The organism is Paraburkholderia sp., from assembly GCF_050742655.1.
Classification (GTDB): domain Bacteria; phylum Pseudomonadota; class Gammaproteobacteria; order Burkholderiales; family Burkholderiaceae; genus Paraburkholderia.
Genome location: NZ_JBOIGG010000007.1, coordinates 64976 through 79344, shown reverse-complemented (window position 1 = coordinate 79344; position 14369 = coordinate 64976). Strand labels below are relative to the sequence as shown.

The window sequence follows — 14369 nt, the reverse complement described above, 5'->3', positions numbered from 1 at the left end:
GTCCGACTGTCGGCGAGACAGGGCCTGGAAAGAAGCCGAACATGTCGCACATCCGGTGTGCTGGTCGCGCGACGATGCAACCGACGGCGAACACGGCGGATGGCGACTGCGCACGATGTTCGACGACGTGCCGCTGCCGCTCGACTGGCCCGTCTATGTGAGCCACGCGGAAGCGAACGCCTACGCACGCTGGGCGGGCAAGACGCTACCGACCGAAGCGCAATGGCAGCGCGCCGCCGACGGCGCACCGCACGGCGCATCGGGCAACTTCGATTTTCGTTCCTGGGACTCGCAGCCGGTCGACGCGCATCCAGACAACGTCAGCGCATTCGGCGTCGAAGGCCAGTTCGGCAATGGCTGGGAATGGACGTCGACGCTGTTCGCACCGCTACCGGACTTCGAAGCGTTCCCGCTCTATCTCGGCTATTCGGCGAACTTCTTCGACGACCAGCATTACGTGCAAAGGCGGCTCCGCGCGCACCGCGCAGTACATGTTGAGGCCAGCGTTCCGCAACTGGTTTCAGCCGCGATACCAGCATGTGTATGCAGGGCTCCGGTGTGTGCGGGAGTGAGGAATCAAGCGATAGTCGACTCAGACACTCTGCCTGCCGTTTTACGCCGGGTGACGAACACAAGCGAACACAAGCGGGTCAGGCGAGCGTTCGCTTCTTGACCCAGAAGAACAATCGCTCCTCCGGTGGTTCTGGTGCATTCACTTGCGCCAACGCAACGGGCGGCGCAAGTGATGGCGCTCTAGCCGCACCGCCGCTCCCGCATGCACAAACGCAGCAGGCATGCGGTCACTCTGCGCGCCGGCACTGCGCTCGCGTTCCTCGTCGGCTTCGACCGTCTTGCTGGTATCGATGAAGAGCGCCGCTACCACACCGATCGCGAGCAGGCCTGCGGAGATATTAAACGGCACGTTGTAGCTGCCGGTCTTCTCGAGCAGATAGCCGAATACCAGCGGCGACACCATGCCCGCAACGCCGAAGCCCGTGTTCATCATGCCGCCAGCCGTGCCCGCATACTTGCCGGCAATGTCGAGCGGCAAAGTCCACAGCACAGGGTTGGTGATTTCGAGGAAGAAGAACGACGCGGATAGCAACAGCACAGCCATGAGGGGATTGGGCGCGGATACCATCGGCAGCAGAAAGGCCAGCGAGCCGCCCATACCCACCACGAGCACCGTACAGCGCGCAAAGCGCAGGCGCCCAGTGATCTTGTAGAGCCTGTCCGACACCACGCCGCCGAGCGTATCGCCGACCACACCCGCAAGCAGCGGCAGCGCAGTGAACAGCGCAAGCTGTTTGAGATCGAATCCGCGCGACTCCCTGAGGTATGACGGCAGCCAGGTCAGGTAGACCCACAGCAGCCATCCATAGCAGAAGTCGACGAACGTGACGAGCCACATCCGGCGGATCAGCCTGCGCCACGGCGTGGCGGCATGCTTCGCGCGATCGCAGTCGCCCGTGCGATAGCCGATTTCCGCGGTTTCCTCGGGTGTAATGCGCCGGCTCTGTTCCGGCGAATTCGTGAACACGAAGAGATAAAGCACCGTCCATGCGAGACTCGCTATACCGAGCAGGATGAACGCATCGCGCCAGCCGCCGGTGGCCACCACGGCCAGAACAAGCGGTGGCGTGACCGCACCACCCAGACGCGCAAAGCTATGTGTGATGCCTTGCGCAAAGCCACGCTCGCCGACCGGCATCCAGTAGGTGAATGCACGCGTGGCGGTCGGAAACGCGCCACCTTCACCGACACCGAGAGCGAAACGCAGCAGGACGAGCGTGGTGACACTGCCGGCGAAACCCGTCGCAAACGTGGCCACGCCCCAGATTAGCGACAATATCGTGAGTATCCGTTTCGGCCCGTACTTGTCCGCGAGCCAGCCACCGACAATCTGCATCGCGGCATAGGGATAAGCGAACGCCGAGAACACGAGACCGAGCTGAACGGTCGTCAAACCCATTTCGTGACGAATCAACGGTCCGGCCACGGCGATGTTTACGCGATCGATGTACGAGATGAAATACATCAGGCACATGACCGCGAGGATGATGTGGCGTGTTTTGACACGCCGGGTGCGCGTTTCCATGCTGTCTCCTATCTCTCTTATGTGTGCGTCCCGCTCGTCGGTGACCTGCCGATCCACATGACGGACCGTGACTACTGACGTTTATCTGCTCGCGTGTGCCGCCCGCAGACGGCACCGCGTCAGGTGGGCACCAGCTTGAGCCGCTGAACCTTGCCCGAAGGCCCACGCGGTAATTCGTCGACGAAGCGGAATTCCTTCGGTGTCTTGTAGCGCCCCAGTTCACGCAGGCAGTGCTCGCGCAGATCCGCCGGATCGGGTGCGCCATACCCTTCTCCCTGACGCGGCACCACGAAGGCGACGATGTCCTGGCCGTACGCCGAATCGGGCACACCCACCGCAGCCGCATCCAGCACGCCAGGATGTCTCAGCAGCGCTTCGTCGATTTCGCGCGGCGCGATGTTTTCGCCGCCCTTGATGATCAGTTCCTTTGCCCGGCCATTGATATAGAAGTAACCGTCGTCGTCGCGATAGCCGAGGTCGCCTGTGCGTAGCCAGCCGTCGACCGTGAACGTGGCGGACGTCTCTTCCGGCCGTTTGTAGTAGCCGCCCATCACCTGTGCACCGCGCAATACGAGCTCGCCGCATTCGTTGGGTGAGCAGTCGCGCCCGTCCCGATCGATCACCTTCGCTTCACCGCCCGAAGGCAGGCCGATGCTGCCGATGCGTCGACGGTCCGCGTCGTAGGGATTGCTGAAGGCCGGTGCAGCCGTTTCGGTCATGCCCATGGTTTCGATCACCCCGATACCGAAGCGCGCCTCGAACGCGCGATGGTGATCGACAGGCAGCGCTGCCGACGCGCTGCGGCAAAACTTCAGCGTCGACAGATCGAATGTGCAGGGTTCGGCAGCGTTCAGCAGATAGGCGACAATCGTCGGCACCACGTTGATCCACGTGCACGCATGACGCGCGACGTCGCGCCAGAACGTGCGAGCGGAGAAGCGCGGCGTGACGACTACGGAGCCGCCGTGAAACAGCGGTGCAAGCAACGTCACGACCAGGCCGTTGATGTGATAAAGCGGCAACGAGGCGAGCACGCGGTCATCGGAGGTCAGCCGGTGTTCGGCGGTGATGTTGCAGGCGTTCGCCATCAGGTTGCGATGGGTCAGCAAGACGCCTTTGGGCATACCCGTCGTACCCGACGTGTACATCAGCAACGCGACGTCGCCAGTCTCCGGCGCAGTGTCCGCAACGCGCCGCGTCGATTCGCATGTCGATGCCGGTGACGACACGGATCGGGCTGCTGCCTGCAGCGCGGTTTCCGCCAGCGCAGGCTCGCTTCTCGCGAACCCGGGCGCCGCAACATCGTCCACTTCCGTCTGGATGATCGCGATCTCGCGGGTCAAACCGTTTGCGCGCAAATCCGCAATGACCGTTTCGATCGCATCGCGTGTGTCGCGCCCAACGAAGATCATCCGCGTATCGGAGTGCTCGACGATATAGCGCATCTGCGACGGTTGGCACAGCAGGTTCAGCGGGTTGGCAACCAGCCCGCTGTACATCGCCGCGAGCAGCAGGCGTGCGGTCTGGATTCCATTGCCCATGAACACCGAGACGACATCGCCGCGGCGCAGGCCGGCTTCCCTGAAGCCCGACTCCAGCATGCGGCAGTCGTCCCGCAGTTCGCGAAACGTCATTGCGGTTGCACGCCGCCCGTCGAATGGCGACTGGTCGTCATCGAGTGCGGCCAGCAGGAAGGGTTTGTCCGCATACTGCGCGGCGCGCTCGTCGATCAGCGCGTGCATCGTCGCAGGCGCGGTCATTGACCATACCTTTTGAAGAAGTCGCCGAGCAGTTCATCCAGTTCCGGCACGCGCTCTTCAATCGGGTATGCCACCCGTGTGATGTTCAGGTAGTGGTGAAAGCCAAGGTTGTCCGAGAAGTTGTTGCGGCCCCAGGTACCGCAGCCCATCGACAGCGAGAACGGCAGGCCGTTGTCGAAATTGCCGCCGGTCGCGAGGCAATGCGCCTGGTTCACGATCACGCGCGCGACGGGCAACGTCACGCCCAGTTGGACCGCTTGCCCGGAATCGTTGGAATGCAGGCCGACCGAATGCCCGGCTCCCATGTAGGCATAGATGTCGTGGACCATGCTGGCCGCCGCATCGAAATCGGCTGCGCGGTAGACGGCAAGAACCGGGGCGAGTTTTTCACCGGAGAACGGATAGTCAGCACCGGCCCCGCACTCCTCCACCATCAGGAAGGCGGGATGACGCGCGGCAATCTCATCCAGACCCGCCACCTGCGCTATCACTTCGGCCGACTTCGCGGTGCACTGTACGGAGAGCTTGCCGTTGTCCCACATCGCGGCCTGCAAGCGGGCTTTCTGAGTGCCGTCGAGGAGGACGCCGCCGCAAGCGGCCAGTTCGGACAGCATCGGCTGATACACCGCGCTCTCGATCACGACACTGTTTTCGGACGAGCAGCTGGTCGCGTTATCGAAGGTCTTCGATCGAACAATCTTGCGCGCTGCATCACGCAGATCGGCAGACGCAGCGACGATCGAGGCGACGTTCCCCGCGCCCACGCCGAACGCCGGCGTACCGCTCGCATAGGCCATCCGTACGTTCGCCTGCGAGCCGGTCGCCACCACCAGATCGGCCTGCCGCATCAGCGCAGCGGTCGCCGCCTTGCTGATCGGCGCAGGCAGCATCTGCACCAGGTCCCGGTGCACACCCGCTTTGTCGAACTGCGCATGGATGAAGTCGATCAGCAACGCGCACGAAGCGTACCCCTTCGGCGAAGGTGCGACGACGACTGCATTGCCGCACTTGAGTGCATTGATGATCTTGTTGGCTGGAGTCGCCGCGGGATTCGTGGACGGCGTAATGGCCGCCACTACGCCAACCGCGCGTGCGATTTCCACAAGGCCGCGAGCCTTGTCCCCGGCGATCACGCCGGTGGTTTTCTGTCCATGCAGATCACGCAACAGGCCGAGGGTCTTGCGATGGTTCTTGCGGAATTTGTCCGCCACGTTGCCGAGGCCCGTATCGCGCACGGCGCGTTCGGCAAGCTGGCGGTTGCGTGCCGGCTCCATGATGGCCCACGCGGCGGCATCTGCCGCCGTGTCGAGAGCTTGCTGCCCCGAACACTCGAAGGCGCGCTGCGCAGCGCGGGCTCGAGCAACGAGCGACGCCACCATGTGCTCGGGTTCGCCGTCCACGCGCTCGTTCGCGATTTCGGCTCCTGTGGCCCTGACGTTCATACAGGTTTGCTCCGGATGGAATGATTGAATGCAGTTCCATCAATCTAGCCAGCCGCGTCTAACCCGGAGTCCCGTTTTCTGCGCTATCCATTGCGGCACGCCCGTCAGCATCCAGAAGTGCGGAATTCGGTACTTTCCATAGTCCCGAAAAGCAATGAAGTCGATGCAGAATCGATGGTGTGAACACGGCGGCGAGGAGACGGGATGTCGACTTCAAATCAGTCGAATGCAGCGGCAGTGCGCGCGTTTCGGGTACTCGAAATCCTTGCAGAAGCGGGCGTTCCGCTTTCCATGATGGATCTCGTGAACACGCTCGGACTGCCCAAGCAGACCGTGCACCGGATCCTCGTGCAATTGATGGACGCGTGGCTCGTGACGCGCGGCGCGGGCGACCGCCTCTACGAGTGTTCGCCACGCGTGCGCATGCTCGCCGTCAACGTGCTGATGCATGCGGGGCCGGCGGCAGCCCGCCATGTGCTGCTTGAGCAACTGGTGGCGAAAATCGGTGAGACCTGCAATCTGACGATGCTCTCGGGCAACGACGTCGTCTATGTAGACCGGGTCGAAACCGAATGGCCCCTACGCATGCATCTTCAGCCAGGCTCGCATGTGCCGCTGCACTGCTCGGCGAGCGGCAAGCTGCTGCTCAGCTTTCTTCCGAAGGAAAGGCGTGAACGGGTCATTGCAACGCTGCCGCTGCGCGGCTACTCGGAACGGACGATTACCAACCGCGACGCGTTGCGCAAGGAACTGAGCATGACGCGCCACCGGCTGCTGGCCATCAACAATCAGGAGCATTTGCAAGGGTTGATCGCCATCGCCGTACCCGTCATGCTGGACCGCAATCGCGCGTGTGCGGCGATCGCGGTTCAGGCGCCGGTCGGCCGGGTCACGCTCGACGATCTGCTCGCCTTCGTGCCCGACCTGCGCCACGCCGCGCAGGAGACCGCCAGGACATTCCGCACCTAAGGCATGCGGGCACAGCCAGGGCATCACAGGCAACCGTGCCGAAGCCACACACGACGTACGCCTCTCGCGAAACGCGGCGGATCATCGCGCCTGTGCGACTGCTCCGAAGATCCCAGTCTGCCTCTTCTCGATTGCGCGCACCGACCACGCCGACACCAGCGCGGCGAACAACACATACATGCACACCGTCCACGGCCTGCCACCGTTCATTTTTATCAGCACCGTCGCAATGATCGGCGTGAGCCCGCTCGCGAATATGCCGGAAAACTGATACACGAACGAGATGCCCGTATAGCGAACGTTGGCGTCGAACAGTTCAGCAAAGAGCGCGGCCTCGGGACCATACACCATTGCATAGAAAATACCGAAGGGGATGATGATCGCGAGCCAGATCATCAGCGTGTTCGCCGGCTGGCTTTCGATCAGCCAGAACGCGGGAAACACCGATAAGCCGCAGATCAGCGAACCCCAGCGGTAGACCCGCGCGCGGCCAAGCAGATCGGACAGCTTGCCGAACAGCGGGATGAAGAAGCACATCACGCCCGCCGCGATCATCACGCCAAGCAACGCATCGGTACGGCTCATCGCGACGTGCCCTGTCAGATAGCCGATCGAGAACACGGCGAAGACGTTGAAGAACACGCCATCGATATAACGCGCGCCCATGCCGAGCACCACGGCGCTCCGGTAACGCGTGATCATGTCGACAAACGGTATCTTCGCTTCACGCCGGTTGCGTTTGAGCGCAAGAAACTCCGGTGTTTCCATGACTTTGACGCGGATATAGAGGCCGATCAGGACGAGGCCCAGCGATGCGACGAACGCGACCCGCCAGCCCCACGCCAGAAAGGCCGTTTCGGATAGCAACCGGGAAAGCGCCGCGACCATGCCGGATGCGAGGCACAGGCCGATCGACAGGCCAATCTGCGGCAGGCTTGCATACAGGCCGCGCCGGTCAGGCGGCGCATATTCGTAGGCCATCAGGACCGCGCCACCCCATTCACCGCCCAGCCCAATGCCCTGCAACACTCGTAGCGACAGCAGCAGGATCGGCGCCCAGATACCGATTTGCGCATAGGTCGGGACAAAGGCGACGCCGGCCGTCGATATGCCCATGATCACGAGCGTCATGATCAACGCGGACTTGCGGCCGATCCGGTCGCCGAAATGGCCGAACAGGATGCCACCCAGCGGCCGTGTGACAAACCCCACGGCGAAGGTGGTGTAGGCGAGCAGCGTCGAAACGAGCGGATCGCTCGCGGGAAAGTAGAGCTTGTTGAAAACAATGCCGGCTACCACGCCGTAGAGAAAGAAGTCATACCATTCGACGGTTGCGCCGATCACACTGGCGAACGCGACGCGACGAACAGCACGGGGATCGATTGCCATAGCAGCTCCTCAATGGACGGCCGTGCCGCGCCTTGACACAACGCGGCCGGACGGTGACCCCAGTTGTCTCCTCCGGGGCGATTTACAGGCAGCACTCGAGCCGCCCATACACCGGGAGGCACGCGACTGCGTGTTGCGGCAGGCATAGCCCGCCGTGGTTTGCACTAGGCGGCCACTTCCGCTTGCGGCGTTACGGTCGTGCCCCGATCGGCGCAACGCGCGTCGTCGAGAATCATGTCCGACGCTTTTTCAGCCACCATCACGATCGGCACATTCGTATTGCCCGACACGAGCGTCGGCATGATCGAGCAATCGACCACGCGCAGGCCGCGCGTTCCATACACGCGCAGCCGCTCATCGACGACCGCCAGCGGATCGCCCGCCGGCCCCATCTTCGCGGTCCCCGACGGATGGAAAATCGTCTGCCCATATTCGCGGCAGAAATCCAGTAGCTCGTCGTCCGTTTGCGCGGAAGCACCTGGCCGCACCTCCCGCTTCATCAATGCGGCCATGGGTTCGGTAGCCGCGACGCTCCGCGCGAAGCGCACGCCGGCAATCGTCGTGCGCCGGTCAAGATCGGTGTCGAGATAGTTGGGCTGGATGGACGGTGCTTCACGCGCATCGGCCGCGCGAATGCGCACCGTCCCACGCGATTCGGGGCGCAACTGGCAGACGGAGTAGGTACAGCCAGAAAACGCGTGGACGTTGCCGCCGGCCGAGTCCGCCGACAACGTCGAGAAATGGAACTGGATATCGGGAGTTTTCGACTCCTCGGGCAATGCGCGGCAAAACATGCCGCCCTGGTTGATGCCGACCGCGAGCGGGCCACTGCGCAGCAGCGCCCATTGAAGTCCCATTTTCGCGCGACCCATCCATGATCGTAGTTGATCGTTGGTCGTGATCGGTCGGGTCACTTCATAGATCAGACGAACCTGCAGATGGTCTTGCAGGTTTTCGCCGACCCCCGCACGATTCGCCACCACGGGAATGCCGAATTCCCGCAGCAAGGCAGCCGGCCCCACGCCGGACAATTGCAGCAATTGCGGGGACTGCAGCGCGCCCGCAGTCAGAATCACCTCGCGATTCGCACGCACTTCCCGCGTCGCGCCATGTTGTGAATACTGCACGCCACTGGCGCGCGCCCCCTCGAAGAGGATCTTCGATGCCATCGCATCGGTTTCCACATGCAGGTTCGCTCTTTGCCGCGCAGGCTTCAGATAGGCGACGGCGGTCGAACAACGCAAACCGTGCCGGGTCGTCAGCTGATAGTAGCCGACCCCTTCCTGATCGCCGCTGTTGAAGTCGTCGACAGTTTCTATTCCTAACGAGTTAGATGCCGCAATGAAGGCGTCGACGAGTTCATGCCGCTGCTTGATGGTCGATGCCCACAGCGGGCCGTCGACTCCACGCGTAGGCGCTTCCCCCAGTTCGTTGTGCTCGAGACGCCGGAAATACGGCAGACACTCTTTCCAGCTCCAGCCACGATTGCCAAGCCTCGCCCACTGGTCGTAGTCATCGCTCTGGCCACGTACGTAGATCAGGCCGTTTATCGAACTCGATCCGCCCAGCGTGCGTCCGCGCGGCCAGTAGAGCCGGCGATTGTGCATGTTCGGATCGGGATCGGTATAGAAGCCCCAGTTGTAGACGGGGTGGAACATCGTCTTGCCGTAGCCGATAGGAATATGAATCCACATGAACCGGTCGGCCGGCCCGGCTTCCAGCAGACACACCGAATAGCGACCGCCTTCGGAAAGCCGGCTCGCCAGAACGCAACCCGCCGATCCTGCGCCGACGACGACAAAGTCGAATCGGTCTGCCATGTAATCCGTCTCCTGCATGTTGTATAAAAAACCGGTATGTTTTGGTCAAATTTATGTGCCATCCGTTTCCGGTTCAAGACTTTCCAGTTACCATCGGTCTATGTGAAACGAAAATAGACATTTTTGTTTCATTTTCAGAGACTGCCGACCGGTCCGCGCAACGTACGCGAAGCGCCCCGAACGCTTAACGACAGCAAGGAGGTGTAATGCAAGTACCCTGCCCCGCCCCGCGCAACGACACGCTTGCCGAGGACTCGCGGGCGCTACGCGCACTCTCCGTGCTCGAACAGCTCGCGGCGGCAGGACAGCCGTTCTCCCTGTCGCAGCTCTCGGTGCGGCTGCACATTCCCAAAGCGACCCTGATGCGGCTGATCGAATCGCTTGAAGCGCAGGGCTATGTGACGCACCTGCCCGATTCGCGCGGTACCGATCGTGGCATCACGCTGGGTCCGCGCGCGGCACAGCTCGCGCTGACCACGCTCGCCAACAACACGTTTGGGCGCGCCTGCCGCTCGCTGCTGCGCTCACTGGTGGAGGTGCTCGGCGAGACCTGCAATCTCACCGCGCTCGACCGCGACACCGTGCTGTATCTCGAGCGAGTGGAGACCACTGAACCATTACGCCTGCATCTGGAGCCCGGTACACGTGTCCCGCTGCACTGCACAGCTAGTGGCAAGCTGTTCCTTGCGCAGATGCCCCCGGCCGGACGCCGTCTCGTGCTCGCGCGGTTGAAGCTCGACCGCAAGACTCAGGGCACGCTCACCGAATTGAGTCTGCTCGAAGCGGAACTGGATCGCCTGGCCGCACGCGGCATTGGCATCGACAACGAAGAGTTCGTGCGAGGCATGGTGGCTGTTGCTGTGCCGGTGCGGGATGCAACCCACGGGCAGGTACTGGCGGCATTGGCGATTCACGCGCCTACCGCGCGAGCGAGTCTGAATGATCTGCTCAAGGCTGTACCCAGGCTCAAGGAATCCGCTTTGAAGATCGCCCCTTTGCTGGGTACAGCGAAGTCCGCAGTGCAACAGGAGAACGGATGCTGACGCGCTCCAGGAGATTGACGAGTGGACATCGACCCCGAAGTGCCTGATACGGCCAGCAAGATTGCTGACGCGAGACACCCAAAGGCATCGCCGGGCCGCATGCGTCATTCCGAAAAACGTGACAACTCCCCTCTGCATCCACCTCTGACCCCGGCGGCGGCCTCGAAAACCGGTATCCACAAAGCCAGGTTGTACAATGACGTCGATCCATTTTCCGGAACGGCCGACATGAATAAAGCAGATACCCCGACGCTGCGCGCGTTTGCGCTGCTGGAACACCTTGTCGGCACCGAAGGCCCCGTATCGCTCGCCGACATTGCGCAAGACGTCACGCTGCCCAAAGCATCGCTGCATCGCATGCTCGCTTCGCTCGAGGCGGGTGGCCTCGTGATCCGGGAGCCGGGCCATAAAAACGCCTATGTAATCGGGCCGCGGCTGGCGCAACTCGCGCTCGGGGTCGTGATGCATTCGGGAGGACGCCGTTTGCGGCATGCGATTCTCACGCGCCTCGTCGCGGATATCGGCGAGACCTGCAACCTCACGATGCTGCATGAAACGGAAGTGCTCTACCTCGACCGGATGGAAGCGCCGTGGCCGTTGCGCCTCGATCTCAAACCCGGTTCGCGGGTGCCCGCGTATTGCAGCGCGAGCGGCAAGCTGCTTCTGGCCATGCTGCCGCGCGAACAGCGCACGGCGCTTGTGCACGCCCTCAAACTCGAGCGGTTCACGCCGAATACCATCACGGATCCCGACCTGCTCGAAGCGGAACTCGATCGGACGTCGCACAAGCGCATTGCGATCGATAACGAGGAGTTTCTGGCCGGCATCGTTTGCGTGGCCGCGCCGGTAGTCGATGCGAACGGCACCTGTATCGCGGCAATCGCGGTCCATGCGCCGGTGTCGCGCGCACCGCTCTCGCGGACCCTGGAATTCGTTCCACGCCTTCAGGAAGCGGCCCAGGACCTCGCGAAGACGTTTTAACGCGTACTAACCCAGCCAGGCTCACGTCTTCGGCTGTTGCTCCCGCACGAGTTGAGCGAGGAGGCGCACGCCCGCCTCGATCTTTTCGAGCCTGATCGCCGAAAAGCCCATCCGGAAGCAGTTGTTTTGCTCCAGTCCGTTCATAAAGAAAACGCTGCCCAGTTCGATCAGGATGCCATGCGCCTCGGCATCGGCGGCAAGGCGCGTTGCGTCCAGCCAGGGGGGACCCTCGACCCAGCACGAAGCGCCACCGGTAATCGGAATATGGCGGGCCTCGGGCATGTGCGTGACGAGGGCTGCCATCAGCACCCCGGCGCGTTCCCGGTATGCATAGGCCAGCTTGCGTAGCAGCGCGTCATGATGTCCCAACGCGAGAAAGGTGGCGAACGCACGCTGGATGTACGCTGCCGGATGACGCACCATCAGCCGCCGCAACGCGCGCAACTCAAGCACCAGTTCGCGCGGACCGACGATATACCCCAGGCGCAGGCCGGGCGCAAAAGTCTTCGAGAGGCTGCCGATATAGATAACGCGATCCGCCGTATCCAGACTCTTTAGCGCCGGGTGCGGCGTGTCCGAGAAATTGTTCTCGCTTTCGTAGTCGTCTTCGATCAATACGAAGTCGTGCCGCTGCGCGAGCGCCAGTAATGCATGCCGGCGTTCGATCGGCATGGTGGCCGTTGTTGGACACTGGTGGCTCGGAGTCACGTAGACGTAGTCGCACTGGGCAAAGAGGCCAGCGTCCTCGACAGGACGCACACCTCCTGCATCGACCGGTAACGGCAGCAAGTGCGCATTACGGTTCGCGAAAATATTGCGGGCATCCGGATAGCCAGGGTTCTCGAATCCGACGGTGGTGTGCTCGCGAGCGAGCAGATCGGCGACGAGATAGAGCGCCTGCTGACAGCCGATCGTGATCACGATCTCGTCCGGCATCGCGAAGACGCCGCGCCGCGGCAGCACTCGCGTGCGGATCTGCTGGATCAGCGTGTCATCATCGCGCCCAATCAGGTCGGGCGCCCAGTTGCGGATCTCCATCACCGACAGCGCCTTCATACAGCATTCGCGCCAGTCGTTGGTCGGGAAAAGCGATTGGTCGAACTGCCCGTAGATGAACGGGTACTCGTAGTTTTGCCAGTTTCCCGGCTTGACGATATTGCGCTGGGCGGAGGGTGGCCGCTGGACCCGTTGGGCCCAGTCGGGTCGGGCGAGGGCTTCGTTGGCCGCGCGCGCAGGGACGGTCTGCACCGGCGAGAAACCGTGCCGCCCTTCCAGCATCGCAGGATTGACGAAGTGCCCGCTGCGCTCGCGCGATATCAGATACCCCTCTTCCACCAGTTGCTGGTATGCGAGCACGACCGTATTCCTCGCGACGCTCAACTGGTCCGCCAGTTCGCGGCTCGACGGCAACGCGATCTGCGGTGGCAACTGTCCGTCCAGAATCGCGGCGACCAGCATCTGCCGAATCTGCCCTTGCAGACTCATATTCGAGTCGGGCGAACGCTGAAAGCGCTGGGTCCAAAGAGCCGTCGAAGTACGGCTAGACATGCTTCCTCCTCAAATTCAATGCGCCGCGCCAGCCTCAATCCGGGTGCGCACGAAGCGAGCCGTCGTTCCGTGGGCCGCGCAGAGCGATTCCGGACCGGCGATGTGGACTCAACGATCGGCGGCGTCTGGCACTAGCTTCCTCCATTTTTGACTGACGATACTCGAATCATTCCGTTCACGGCGATCGGGACAAGCACCGGTCGTGGCCGACACGACTTCCATGCCCATAGACAGCCACTTCTGAGACCTATTATGAAACACCATAAAAACTCGATATCACGGCCGTGGTTCCAATGGACGGCGCGCAGCATCCTGTCGCTGGTGTTCGCCACAAGCGCGAGCCTCGTGGCGGCCCCCTCTCATGCCGAGGACAAGGAAATCACGATCGCCTACCAGCAGATCGTCGACCCGTGGGTGGTCGGCATCGCAAACGGATCGATTGAAAAGGCCACCGGCTACAAGATCAACTGGCGGCAGTTCGAGTCCGGCGCGAAAGTCGCGACCGCGTTGGCATCCGGCGACGTCAAGGTCGGTGTGATCGGCTCCAGCCCGCTCGCCGCCGCCGTCAGTCAAGGTGTCGACCTGCAGCTCTTCTGGATTCTCGACAACATCAACCAGGCGGAGGCGATGGTGGTGCGCAACGGCTCCGGCATAGCGAAACCGGCCGACCTGAAAGGCAAGACCATTGGCGTGCCGTTCGTTTCGACGACCCACTATCACACGATGTTCGCGCTCCAGCACTGGGGCATTAATCCGTCTGACCTGAAGATCCTCAATATGCAGCCCAATCAGATCGTCGCGGCATGGGAGCGCGGCGATATCGATGCGGCCTACGTCTGGAATCCCGCGCTCGCGGAACTGAAGAAAAGCGGCAAGGTGCTGATTACTTCGGGTGACCTCTCGAAGCTCGGCAAGCCCACCTTCGATGGGATTGCCGTCGATCGCAAATGGGGCGAGGACCATAAGGACTTTATGGCAAAGCTTGTCAAGGCGATTGCCGACGCCGACCAGCAATACCGGAGCAACCCGTCGCAATGGAATGCGGCGTCGCCGCAAGCCACGGCCATCTCGAAGATGATTGGCGGCAAGCCGGCAGACGTTCCGGAATCGCTGGCGCTCTATGCGTACCCCACGCTTCAGGAGCAGGTATCCGCGCAATGGCTTGGCGGCGGCAGTGCGAGTCGTGCAGCCCTCGCGCTGAAGGACACGTCAGAATTCCTGAAGAGCCAGAAGCAGATCGGCGCGGTTCTGCCCGACTACTCGAAATTCGTAACGCCGGCCTATGCCGAAGCGGCAGCGCAGCTCAAATGACGTAACCG

At 62.3% G+C, this 14369-nt stretch carries 10 protein-coding genes and 1 pseudogene; 5 read left to right on the top strand and 6 right to left on the bottom strand.

Translation table 11 applies throughout. The annotated features are described in order from the left end of the window. Nucleotides 1-13: 13 nt before the first annotated feature. Nucleotides 14-572, top strand: a pseudogene (locus ACREXZ_RS12080) (SUMF1/EgtB/PvdO family nonheme iron enzyme); the annotation flags it as partial. 140 nt (nt 573-712) lie between these two features. Here the strand turns inward: ACREXZ_RS12080 and ACREXZ_RS12075 are convergent. From ACREXZ_RS12075 to sauS, 3 genes are all read right to left on the bottom strand, one after another. Next, entirely contained in the window at nt 713-2098 is a 1386-nt protein-coding gene (locus ACREXZ_RS12075; protein ID WP_431764308.1) for an MFS transporter, read from the bottom strand. Between the two features lie 119 nt (nt 2099-2217). Next, on the bottom strand, nt 2218-3858 hold the full coding sequence (locus ACREXZ_RS12070; protein WP_431764307.1) for an AMP-binding protein: 1641 nt from the start codon (nt 3856-3858) through the stop codon (nt 2218-2220). Next, complete coding sequence (sauS, locus tag ACREXZ_RS12065) at nt 3855-5300, bottom strand: acylating sulfoacetaldehyde dehydrogenase (protein WP_431764306.1); 1446 nt, start codon at nt 5298-5300, stop codon at nt 3855-3857. The genes ACREXZ_RS12070 and sauS overlap by 4 nt, the downstream gene beginning before the upstream one ends. 204 nt (nt 5301-5504) lie before the next feature. Between sauS and ACREXZ_RS12060 the strand changes: the two genes are divergently transcribed. Next, nucleotides 5505-6269, top strand: a complete 765-nt coding sequence (locus ACREXZ_RS12060) for an IclR family transcriptional regulator (RefSeq protein ID WP_431764305.1) — start codon at nt 5505-5507, stop codon at nt 6267-6269. Nucleotides 6270-6350: 81 nt separating this feature from the next. On the opposite strand, the gene ACREXZ_RS12055 is transcribed toward ACREXZ_RS12060, so the two are convergent. Next, the gene (locus ACREXZ_RS12055; protein WP_431764304.1) at nt 6351-7658 is read right to left on the bottom strand and encodes an MFS transporter; all 1308 of its coding nucleotides are present in this window, start codon (nt 7656-7658) and stop codon (nt 6351-6353) included. 164 nt (nt 7659-7822) lie between these two features. Next, the gene (locus ACREXZ_RS12050; RefSeq protein ID WP_431764303.1) at nt 7823-9478 is read right to left on the bottom strand and encodes a GMC family oxidoreductase; all 1656 of its coding nucleotides are present in this window, start codon (nt 9476-9478) and stop codon (nt 7823-7825) included. 206 nt (nt 9479-9684) lie between these two features. On the opposite strand from ACREXZ_RS12050, the gene ACREXZ_RS12045 reads away from it, so the two are divergent. Both ACREXZ_RS12045 and ACREXZ_RS12040 read left to right on the top strand, forming a co-directional pair. Continuing rightward, a complete protein-coding gene (locus ACREXZ_RS12045) occupies nt 9685-10521 on the top strand; it encodes an IclR family transcriptional regulator (protein WP_431764302.1) in 837 nt (278 codons plus the stop codon). 228 nt (nt 10522-10749) lie between these two features. Further along, complete coding sequence (locus ACREXZ_RS12040; protein WP_431764489.1) at nt 10750-11502, top strand: IclR family transcriptional regulator; 753 nt, start codon at nt 10750-10752, stop codon at nt 11500-11502. Nucleotides 11503-11523: 21 nt separating this feature from the next. Here ACREXZ_RS12040 and ACREXZ_RS12035 read toward each other — a convergent pair whose 3' ends face one another. Continuing rightward, nucleotides 11524-13050, bottom strand: a complete 1527-nt coding sequence (locus tag ACREXZ_RS12035; protein WP_431764301.1) for a PLP-dependent aminotransferase family protein — start codon at nt 13048-13050, stop codon at nt 11524-11526. A gap of 252 nt (nt 13051-13302) precedes the next feature. Between ACREXZ_RS12035 and tauA the strand changes: the two genes are divergently transcribed. Beyond that, nucleotides 13303-14361 carry a taurine ABC transporter substrate-binding protein gene (tauA, locus tag ACREXZ_RS12030; RefSeq protein ID WP_431764488.1) on the top strand — a complete coding sequence of 353 codons (1059 nt, stop codon included), beginning with the start codon at nt 13303-13305 and terminating at the stop codon, nt 14359-14361. Nucleotides 14362-14369 lie beyond the last annotated feature (8 nt).

Excerpts from the sequence above, each read along its gene's own strand:
- ACREXZ_RS12075 (WP_431764308.1), bottom strand. The coding sequence starts at position 2,098 with ATGGAAACGCGCACCCGGCGTGTCAAAACACGCCACATCATCCTCGCG.
- ACREXZ_RS12070 (WP_431764307.1), bottom strand. The coding sequence starts at position 3,858 with ATGACCGCGCCTGCGACGATGCACGCGCTGATCGACGAGCGCGCCGCG.
- sauS (WP_431764306.1), bottom strand. The coding sequence starts at position 5,300 with ATGAACGTCAGGGCCACAGGAGCCGAAATCGCGAACGAGCGCGTGGAC.
- ACREXZ_RS12060 (WP_431764305.1), top strand. The coding sequence starts at position 5,505 with ATGTCGACTTCAAATCAGTCGAATGCAGCGGCAGTGCGCGCGTTTCGG.
- ACREXZ_RS12055 (WP_431764304.1), bottom strand. The coding sequence starts at position 7,658 with ATGGCAATCGATCCCCGTGCTGTTCGTCGCGTCGCGTTCGCCAGTGTG.
- ACREXZ_RS12050 (WP_431764303.1), bottom strand. The coding sequence starts at position 9,478 with ATGGCAGACCGATTCGACTTTGTCGTCGTCGGCGCAGGATCGGCGGGT.
- ACREXZ_RS12045 (WP_431764302.1), top strand. The coding sequence starts at position 9,685 with ATGCAAGTACCCTGCCCCGCCCCGCGCAACGACACGCTTGCCGAGGAC.
- ACREXZ_RS12040 (WP_431764489.1), top strand. The coding sequence starts at position 10,750 with ATGAATAAAGCAGATACCCCGACGCTGCGCGCGTTTGCGCTGCTGGAA.
- ACREXZ_RS12035 (WP_431764301.1), bottom strand. The coding sequence starts at position 13,050 with ATGTCTAGCCGTACTTCGACGGCTCTTTGGACCCAGCGCTTTCAGCGT.
- tauA (WP_431764488.1), top strand. The coding sequence starts at position 13,303 with ATGAAACACCATAAAAACTCGATATCACGGCCGTGGTTCCAATGGACG.